General features: G+C 51.6%; 5 protein-coding genes and 1 tRNA gene. 2 read left to right on the forward strand and 4 right to left on the reverse strand.

Going from position 1 to position 10,009, the window contains the following annotated elements:
- Positions 1-86: 86 nt before the first annotated feature.
- Together rne and QSV34_RS12400 are read left to right on the forward strand one after the other, a co-directional pair.
- Positions 87-2,996, forward strand: a complete 2,910-nt coding sequence (gene rne, locus QSV34_RS12395) for a ribonuclease E (RefSeq protein ID WP_289155155.1) — start codon at positions 87-89, stop codon at positions 2,994-2,996.
- Between the two features lie 83 nt (positions 2,997-3,079).
- Positions 3,080-3,170 (forward strand) — tRNA-Ser (locus QSV34_RS12400).
- Positions 3,171-3,378: 208 nt separating this feature from the next.
- Here the strand turns inward: QSV34_RS12400 and QSV34_RS12405 are convergent.
- From QSV34_RS12405 to QSV34_RS12420, 4 genes are read right to left on the reverse strand one after another with little or no spacing between them, the layout of a single operon-like run.
- Entirely contained in the window at positions 3,379-6,231 is a 2,853-nt protein-coding gene (locus tag QSV34_RS12405; protein WP_289155156.1) for a M16 family metallopeptidase, read from the reverse strand.
- Between the two features lie 48 nt (positions 6,232-6,279).
- Positions 6,280-8,031, reverse strand: coding sequence for a BatA domain-containing protein (locus QSV34_RS12410; protein WP_289155157.1), 1,752 nt, complete (start codon positions 8,029-8,031; stop codon positions 6,280-6,282).
- Positions 8,028-8,927, reverse strand: coding sequence for a DUF58 domain-containing protein (locus QSV34_RS12415; protein WP_289155172.1), 900 nt, complete (start codon positions 8,925-8,927; stop codon positions 8,028-8,030). Before QSV34_RS12415 ends, QSV34_RS12410 begins: the two co-directional genes overlap by 4 nt.
- Entirely contained in the window at positions 8,927-9,952 is a 1,026-nt protein-coding gene (locus tag QSV34_RS12420) for an AAA family ATPase (RefSeq protein WP_289155158.1), read from the reverse strand. Before QSV34_RS12420 ends, QSV34_RS12415 begins: the two co-directional genes overlap by 1 nt.
- Positions 9,953-10,009 lie beyond the last annotated feature (57 nt).

A 10,009-nucleotide genomic window follows, 5' to 3' on the forward strand; every position in this document is an offset into this window, starting at 1 on the left:
CCCTCTGACCTGCCCCACTGCCCTACCCTCTTTCCTGACTGTAAAGCCCCGCCTGCTGTGCCCCAACAAAGCACACAGGACACAACATGAAACGTATGTTAATCAATGCAACTCACCCGGAGGAGTTGCGCGTGGCCATGGTCGACGGCCAAAAACTGTATGACTTGGATATTGAAAACCGCACCCGCGAACAGAAAAAAGCCAACATCTACAAAGGCAAAATCACCCGCGTAGAGCCCAGCCTGGAAGCTGCCTTCGTTGACTACGGCGCCGAGCGCCACGGCTTTCTACCCCTGAAAGAAATCGCCAAGGAATACTTCAGCAAAAAGCCCAACGAAATCCAGGGCCGCATCCGCATTCAGGACGTGGTCAAGGAAGGCATTGAAGTTATCGTTCAGGTGGAAAAAGAAGAGCGCGGCAACAAAGGCGCAGCGCTGACCACCTTTATCAGCCTGGCGGGCCGCTATCTGGTTCTGATGCCCAACAACCCCCGCGCCGGTGGCATCTCCCGCCGCATTGAGGGCGAAGAGCGCTCGGAACTGCGCGAAGCCATGCGCGACCTCAATATCCCCAAAGGCATGGGCGCTATTGTGCGCACCGCTGGCATTGGCCGCTCCGCCGAAGAGCTGCAATGGGACCTGGATTACCTGGCGCAACTGTGGAGCACCATCAAGCAGGAAGCGGACAACTCCTCCGCACCGCACTTCCTGTTCCAGGAAAGCAACATCATTATTCGCGCTATCCGCGACTACCTGCGCCCGGATATCGGCGAAGTGATTATCGACAACCAGGACGCTTGCAACCTGGCACGAGCCTTTATCCAACAGGTGATGCCCAACTTCCACAGCAAGATTCGCGACTACGAAGACAGCATTCCGCTGTTTACCCGCTATCAGGTGGAAAACCAGATCGAAACCGCCTTCCAGCGGGAAGTGAAACTGCCTTCTGGCGGCTCCATCGTGATCGATCCCACCGAGGCGATGATCTCCATCGACATCAACTCCGCTCGCGCCACCAAAGGCAGTGATATTGAGGAAACCGCTTTCCAGACCAACCTGGAAGCCGCCGATGAAATCGCCCGCCAACTGCGTCTGCGCGACGTGGGCGGTCTGATCGTGATCGACTTTATCGACATGAACGCCAGCAAGCACCAGCGGGAAGTGGAAAACCGCATGCGTCGTGCCCTGGATCTGGACCGCGCACGCGTTCAAGTGGGCAAAATCTCCCGCTTTGGCCTGCTGGAAATGTCTCGCCAACGGCTGCGTCCATCCCTGGAGGAAACCACCTCCAAAGTGTGCCCCCGCTGTACTGGCCAGGGCACCATTCGTGGCACACGCTCTCTGGCCCTGTCCATCCTGCGTCTGGTGGAAGAAGAAGCGCAGAAGGAATTCAGCGTTGAAATTCGCGCCATTACCCCGGTAGAAATCGCCACCTTCCTGCTCAACGAAAAGCGCGGCGAAATCAGCGACATCGAAAAGCGCAACAACATCCGCGTGGTGGTCATCCCCAACAACCACATGGACACCCCGCACTTTGAAGTGCAGCGCCTGCGCGAACAGGATGGCGTCAGCAAAGAATACAGCTACGTGCTGGCGGACAGCATTACCCCGGAAACCGTGACCAACGACACCCTGGCCGCACCCGTTACCCCGACAGAGCTGCCAAAGCCTGCCGTGCAGGGCATGGTGCGTACCGCGCCGGCCCCCACCCCGGAAAAACAGCCCGCCAAAGCCAAGGCCGCAGCCAAGAAAAAGCCCGGCCTGCTGAAGCGCATTCTCAATGCCCTATTCGGCAAAGAGGAAGAGCCGAAAAAAGCGCGCAACAACCGTGGCAAGGGCCGCAACCAACAAGCTCGCAATCGCCACTCGCAAAACCGTCGCAACGACGGCCGCAATCGCCGTGGTGGCCAGAACCGCAACCGCCAGCAAGCCCAGGGCCGGGATAATCGCGGCAACCAGCAAGGTCGCGATCAAAACCGCAATCAAAATCGCGACAGTCGCCGCCAGAATGACCAACGTAGTCAGTCCCAGGGCCAGGGCAATCGCAACCAAAAACAACAGGCCAATAAGCCGGCACAACAAGCCAGCGAACCGCAAAAGCAAAGCAACAACCGCGGAGACAACAACCAGCAGCAAGCAGCGCAAAATAAAGGGCCAAAGCGTCGCCCCAGTGGCGAACGCCGCCAGCCGCGCCGCAAACGCGAGCGCCGCGAAGTACCGGCAGAACTGCTGGCCATGACCGCAACAGAAACGGTTGCAGAAACAGAAGCCAAGGCAACTGCCCCGCAAGCGGTGCCTGAGCAAGTGACTGAGAACACAACAGCTGTTGTAGAGCAACAAGTGGTAGAAACTCCAGTTGCTGAACAGCCTGCTGCCCCAGAAGCCGTTGAGCCGACCCCCGTAGAACAAACTGCTGACAGTGAGCAAGCGTCTGAAGCACCTGCTATTGAAAAAGCCTCTGATGAGGTTGTACAGCCCGCCACTGAAGTGGTTGCTGAAGCTGCAGAAACCACTGAGCAGGAAAATGCTGCAGAGGCGGAAGCAACACCGGAAGTGCCTCAGGCAGACGCCGTAGAAGCTGAAGCCAGCCCGGCTCCGGAAGCATCTGCCGAGGGCTCTCCATCCGCTGAAGGCTCTCAGAGCGAGCAACCAGCAGAGGTCGAGGCTTCGGCGGAACCAGAAGTTGCCGCTGCACCGGAAGCAGCGACAGAGGCGACGGTGGAAACAACTACCCAGGATGAGCCCGCTGTAGCTGCCGCTGAAGAAACCCCCGCCGAGGCAGAAGCTGAAGCAGAAACCGCAACTCGCCCCAGCAATGACCCGCGCAAAAACCCGCGCAAAATTGCCAAAGTGGAAGTGACCACAGTCAACGTCGAGCAAACTCAGACGCAAGCTCTGGACACCACCAAGCCAGCGCCTGTTCAGGTAGAAGCCAGCGAATACAGCCGCCCGGCCAACGACCCACGCGCCAAAAGTCAAAACAGCGCGGCGAACTAAAAAGAGGCACACCAAAAGGCACAAGCGTATGCGTAATTGACGCTTGTGCCTTTCGTTTTACCCGCTATAATTGCGCACCTTACGGAGGGATGGCTGAGTGGTTGAAAGCACCGGTCTTGAAAACCGGCATAGGTTAATAGCCTATCTAGGGTTCAAATCCCTATCCCTCCGCCACACGCAAAAGGGCCACCCAATCGGGTGGCCCTTTTACGTATGGCGGAGGGATAGTTGTGATTCGAGCCCTCCGGTTCACAAAATGGCAGGACAGCCATTTTGGGCGTCGCAGCGAAGCGAAGACGGCCCGCAGGGCCGAGGGCCATGGATGGCCCGAGTCAAATCCCTGTACAGCTGGCTAGAATTCCACCTTAAAACAAATTGCTAGTCATCGAGACACTGTGCGTCCACTTTGATCCAACTCCACCACAGGCATTCCCAACTTCTGAAGCCCTTTTAGCACTTTACTTTTATCACCCACCACCAGAGTAATCATGCTCTCGGGATCCAGGTGTTTTTTGATCAGGCTATTGAGCTCTTTACGTTTTACACTTTTCACGAGTTGGGTCTGCTGCTCCGGAAAGCTCGGATCAAGATCGTATCGGAAGATTCGGGCGAGAAAGTTGATCTTTTGGCTGGGCGTTTCCAAACCCAGAACATCGTCTTGGGTAACAGCTGACTGCATAAAGTCGAATTCATCCTTCGTCATACCTTCTTTGTAGTAGCCTTTTAGCTCTGAAAATATCTCAGCAATTGAAGCGGCCGTCGCGTCCGCCCTTACAGCACTACTGATGATGAACTCACCCTTGTACTCATTGGCTGAGAACACTGAAGTAATACCATAGGTATAGCCCTTATCTTCGCGAATATTCAGGTTCAGCCGGCTGTTAAAGGCACCACCAAAAGGAAAGCTCAATAACTTCAGTTTGTAGTGCTCACCTGCCACATCATAAGTAACGCTGCGTTTTGCCACACGAACTTCTGATTGCTCTGCACCAGGCTGATCCACAAAATAAATGGTTCCCTCCTGGAGCTCTGGATAAGGCTTTATCTCTCCTTGAGCTACCGAACCACCTTTCCAGCTAGAGAATGGTTCCAGGCTTTTCATGACTTCTTGTTGCTGCAGGTTCGATATAACGATTATGTCTGCGATCTGAGGAGAGTAATGTTTTTCATAAAACTCTCTCACATCATCCAAAACAATCGTGTTTAGTGTCTGCTCGCTACCAACATTGGGATGAGCAAAGTTATTCTCTTCGCCATATAGCAGTAGAGACAAGACTGTTCCGGCGACAAATTCAGGGTCTCTTCCAGCTTGCTTAAGGGATTCAGTAATCTGGCCCAGTGTTCGGTCAAAATCCACTTGAGAAAACTTTGGTTCAAAAAGCTTTTCTACGGCTATTGCCACTGCCTCATCAAAGTGCTTTGTCAGCGCAGAGATGCTCAGCAAGGTATACTCGGTGCCACTACTTACAGACACAGAAGCGCCAATACTTTCCAGCTGCGTACTCAGCTGTTCAGCAGAACTATTTACTGTCGCCTCATTCATAAGGCTTGCTGTGAGGCTGGCAAGACCTAATTTTTCGTATGGGTCATGCTGTTGCCCGGTTTTTATCTGGATGACGACATTTGTAGTTGGAGTCTCGGCATTCAAAGCACCCAAAACTTCAATACCATTTTTCAGCTTCTGCTGCCATATATTGGGGAGAGTAACCTGAGGTGCAGGGCCAGCCTTGGGCATTATGCTACGGTCAAAGTCGTCTTTAGCTACCCGAAAAGAAAGGTCGGCATCGCTCATAGTGGTGTATTCGGGAAGCGTTCTTCCAGAAAATTTCCAGGTATCAGGAATACCCAGAGAGTCTCCCTTGCCTTCTGGCATAACACGCATAATCACCGATGGCTTGTTTTTGATGTATTTTTTGTAGACGCGCATTACGTCATCTGCGGTCACATCTTCAAAATCCTGCAGTGCTTTGGTGATATATTTTGGATCCCCGGCGAACGTCTCAAGATAGGCAAGTGTCGCTACCTTGCTGCTGACGCTTTGAAAAGAAAATATAATTTCCGACACCAGTGATTTTTTAAATCTGGTCAGGTCTTGCTCTGTTATTCCTCTCTTTTCCAGCTTCTTTAAACTTTTGCGAATGCCTCGCTGCATATCCAGTGTGGTTGCACCAGAATTGGGCATCATACTGAATTCAAAGGTACAAGCAATTTCCCCACACCGGTGTGATGCGTCAGCCTGAATAGCCAAGCGTGTTTCAATAAGGTTCTTATAAAGCAGTGACGTCCGGCCTCTTCCAAGAACACTGGCTAGAATATTAAGAGCAGCCTCATCCGGGTGTCGGGCGTATACTGTAGGAGTCGATTTGACCAGCAAGGGCAGCTGAACATTGTCTTCCATTGATATGTATCTGTCTTTTTCAAGTTTGACCAATGCTTTCTCAACTGGCTTAACCTCCGGCCCACTGGGTATCGATCCAAAATACTTCTTCACCCACTCCAATGTCTGCTCTGTATCGAAATCGCCACCAATAGTCAGGGTGGCATTATTAGGCCCATACCATTTCAAGAAAAATTCTTTTAAGTCACTTACATTGACTCGATCCAGGTCTTCCACATAGCCAATTGGCACCCAGGAATAAGGGTGACCTTCTGGAAACATGGCTTCACCAATGCGTTCCTCAACAACGCCATAGGGTCTGTTTTCGAAGGTTTCCAGACGCTCATTTTTGATCGCTGCTCTCTGTATCTCAAATTTCTTTTGGCTGACAGCTGGCAATAAGAAACCCATACGATCGGATTCCAGCCACAAAATTTTTTCAAGCTGGTTACTGGGAATTGTCTGAAAATAGTTAGTGCGATCTCGGCTGGTGGTACCATTCAACGTACCACCTGCCTCAGTAATAATTTTGAAATGCTGCTCATCAGCCACATGCTGAGAGCCCTGAAACATCATGTGTTCAAAAAAGTGAGCAAATCCAGACTTACCTATATCTTCGTTGGCGGAACCTACTTTATAGGTTATATCAACATGAACAATGGGATCAGATTTATCTTCATGCAGGATTACTGTAAGGCCGTTATCCATTACGTATTTTTCGTATGGGATAACAATTTCACCTGCCTTCGGCTTCACTTTCTCGACAAGTGAAATTCCTTCAGGTGTGTCAGATGGCTTACCCACCGCAAGTGGGGCCCACATCAATATGATTGCAATTAAGCTAACTAAATATTTCATAACACAACGATTCCTCAAAAGGATATTACCTGGCACCTGGTTACTGCTTTAGGGTATGCGTCCGCGCCGGAAAAGAATCCACTCCAGAAAAGCCAACGCTATTACAAGCAGAATAATCCAGGTAACCAAATTGTTACTGGAAAAGAGACTCATAATCGTGATTGTGGGAGAGCCCAAAGAAGCTCCCTGAAACTTCTGATCAGCCTGCATGGTTACTTGTTCATTGAGTAAAGAAGCCCATAGGGGATCTGCTTCATTCCTTTGCAATGAACCAGCAACAGCTGGAGTGAATGATGCCGAGAGTGTGGTTATCTCCCTGCCACCTTCATCCACAAAACTGGCCGAACTCTGTATTGAATCGGCAGGTAGTGACTCCCCTGCCGCGATATAAGGACGTAACATTTCCGCCCCGGAAAACCATCGAACAGCGGCGGCCATAAAAATGGGAAAGCTTCGAGACTGAACAAAATTGAAATTTTCGCTCAACAATTCATCCCAAATGGAGAGCGACCACTGCTGGCCGGCGCGCGCCGTTACTTCAATAGGCTGTTGCGCGACCGTTGCCAAGCCTGCGGCATCTATGTATTGCAACCCCAAATCGTTTACCGCTGCCAATAGAGTAAAGTCGGTTACTTCTTTTTCGGGGTAGGTGAACAGAAAGGCTGGCGCTTGCTGGGCCATGGGAGTGAACTCAAACAAAGTGGCTCCCGTAGCCAATGCCTGTTCAGAGAACACTTCCCCTGCCTTACGGATCACTATGTCCGGTGTCTCTGTATTCAAAACCACAGCACGGTCAGCCTGTAATGCTGTTTTCAGCACACCATCCAAAGAGGGAGATAAGGCTATACGTATAAATGGTCTGTCAGGGAGGCGAAGTTTCGCCACGTTATCAATAGCCAGAGCGTCATCATCGGCCAGAGTTACTTCCAAAAGACCTCCGGCGGCGGGCAGGTCGCGCAACATGAACACACCGTTGCCAGCGTCTGAAATGGCGATATCTGCAAGCGGGGAACCATCCAGAGCAAAGCGCAATCCTTCTACCGCAATATTCAGGTTATGATCACTACCAACCTGAACCAGGGCATCGACACTATCCCAAGACCCGGACACCGGCTCACCCACACCGAATGACACAATTCCCGCATTACCAGATACTATTTTTCCAGAGCCCGCACGAAAAACAGCGACCTTGGGTGACACACGATCCAGAACAGACTCGTCGACCGCCACATTGCCATAAATAATGGCGACTGTTGACTGATCTTTTCGGTTAGCCATTGCCATCAGCTCAAGCTGATGATTGATTTTGGAAGGTGCAGCTTCAGGCACACGCCCTTCAAGCCGTCTTTGCAATAGAATCGACTGTTCCCCCGGCGCTAACAGCGTATGTGTTTCGCCGCCAACCCAGAGGACAGTACGTTGATCCACTGGCAGCTTCGCCACATCATCGACAAGAGTTTCTTTCACCCGCTGAAAATCATCCCGCAATGCCACTGCTGAGCCATCAAGTACTAATACATAGTGGCTGTCACCACTTGCATCATCCGTCAATTCTGGTTTGGCAATGGCAATCCAAATCAGTGAGCAGATGGCGAGGATGAGTAGATAAGCCCACAGCTGATGAAATTTTTCGCGAAATACACGGGCTGGTGAATCCTGAACCGCTGCTTGCCAAAACAGCAGGGTTGGCACCTGCACTTCCTGATGTTTAACCCGCAACTGCTGTAATAAATACAACAATCCCGCCAGCCCCAGTAGACCGAGCGCTGTGAGTAGTGGAGAGATATTGAGAAAAGTCAAACCTGGACACCTCCCTGACGAAAGAGGCTCGATAACTGCTGCACAATATCTTCCTCAACATCTATCTGAACCAGCGTCGCCTGTTTCTTCTTGGCCAGCTGGGCGAGCTCTGTATTAAATGCCTGATAAGCGGTTTGATAACGCTTAAGCAAATCCGGGGTGACCGAGATGTCGGCAAAGCCGCTGGTTTCACAGTCTCGCAGTCGCATATTGCCTTCCAAATCAGGTTCTGCATCGTCTTTGCGCACCAGTTGTACAAACAACAATCGATGTCTTACCGAACGCAGTGCTGCCTCAATAGCCTGTACACCGCCAGGATCAAAGAAGTCACTAATAATGATCAGCAGCCCCCGACGCACCTTGATGCTTGAAAGGTGATTCAACGACGCTGCCAAATCGGTCGTGTGGCGCTCCCTGAGCTCTGACAAATGACGGGCCAGGCTCATCAGGTTTGATTTCCCTGACTTGGATCTGAGCTTTATCTGCATGTCTTCTGCAAATGGGAATAAACCGACGCTGTCATGCTGATTGAGGCTGGTGTAGGAGAGAGCCAGCGACACACGCATCGCTGCATTGATACGCGGATTTTCTCCCAGGTACATGCTCTTCGAGACGTCCGGCATCAGATAAACAGGCAAATCCTGCTGCTCTTCAGACACCCGGACAAATAACTTGCCAAGTCTTCGATAGATATTCCAATCCACTGAGCGCAAGTCATCACCAGGGGCGTAGGGCCGGAAATCCTTGAATTCCAGGCCATGCCCCAAGGCTTTTGACTTGTGTTCGGCGGGCCGCCCGTCCCGCTCCACTTGCCTGGCAAACAACCGAAACTGCTTAAGGGCATTCAGAAAATCGGCATTGAATAGCTCATTTAATGTCAACATGCGCGATACCATCACTCAATATCATCTGGCGCTCTGACAGAATCCAGAATTTCTGCGATCACGGCATCTGAATCCACACCTTCTGATTGGGCATGGAAGTTCAACGCAATGCGATGGCGCAATACAGGCAGTGCCACGGCTTTTACGTCATCGACACTGACTGCAAAGCGGCCTCCCAAAAGCGCCTTTACCTTCGCCGCTAGCATAAGTCCCTGAACGCCGCGGGGACTGGAGCCGAGAGAAACAAATTCACGAACTTTTTCTGGTGCATAATCTCCATCCGGCTGAGTCGCGATAACCAGGCGAATAGCGTAGCTCTTGGCTTTATTCGGCACTGGCACTGCGCGAACGATCGATCGCAGATCGTTGATCTCTTCAGCGTTGGACACAGGCGAGATATCAACGCCCTGATCACCAGTAGTGCGATCAATAATGTCGTGATAGTCCTGCTCGGATGGATAGCCGACAATCAGTTTGAACAGAAAGCGATCCAGCTGGGCTTCTGGCAGTGGATAAGTACCCTCCTGCTCTACCGGGTTCTGGGTGGCCATCACACAATAGGGCTCGTCCATTTTGATGACGCGCCTGCCGACAGTGAGCTGTTTTTCCTGCATTGCTTCGAGCAAAGCAGACTGGGTTTTCGGCGTTGCACGGTTGATTTCATCTGCCAACACAATATTCGCAATCAGTGGCCCCTCCTGAAATTTCAGCTCATGGCCACCACCTTCTGTTTCCATCAATACGGTTGTTCCCTGAATATCCGCTGGCATCAGGTCGGGGGTAAACTGAATACGGGAGAAGTTGACATCCATTGCTTCACCCAGTGATCGCACCAACATGGTTTTGCCAAGCCCGGGAACCCCCTCAAGAAGTACGTGCCCACCGGCCAACAGCGCTGTCAGAACGCCATCTATCACCTCGTCTTGCCCTACCATCATTCGGGACACTTCCGCCTTGATTTTGCCGTAAGCCTCTTGAAAGCGCGCCGCGTCATCACGGGCTTTTTGTGCATCTCCGCACGCTGTATCCACACTCATATCAGTCACCTTTTCAAAATAGATCATCTGTTGTTTGAATTGCCCTTACTATTGCCT

It is taken from the genome of Porticoccus sp. W117 (genome assembly GCF_030341905.1).
Lineage (GTDB): Bacteria > Pseudomonadota > Gammaproteobacteria > Pseudomonadales > Porticoccaceae > SCSIO-12696.

Coding starts and splice junctions, on each gene's coding strand:
- QSV34_RS12405 (WP_289155156.1), bottom strand. CDS start 6,231: ATGAAATATTTAGTTAGCTTAATTGCAATCATATTGATGTGGGCCCCA.
- QSV34_RS12420 (WP_289155158.1), bottom strand. CDS start 9,952: ATGAGTGTGGATACAGCGTGCGGAGATGCACAAAAAGCCCGTGATGAC.
- rne (WP_289155155.1), top strand. CDS start 87: ATGAAACGTATGTTAATCAATGCAACTCACCCGGAGGAGTTGCGCGTG.
- QSV34_RS12415 (WP_289155172.1), bottom strand. CDS start 8,927: ATGGTATCGCGCATGTTGACATTAAATGAGCTATTCAATGCCGATTTT.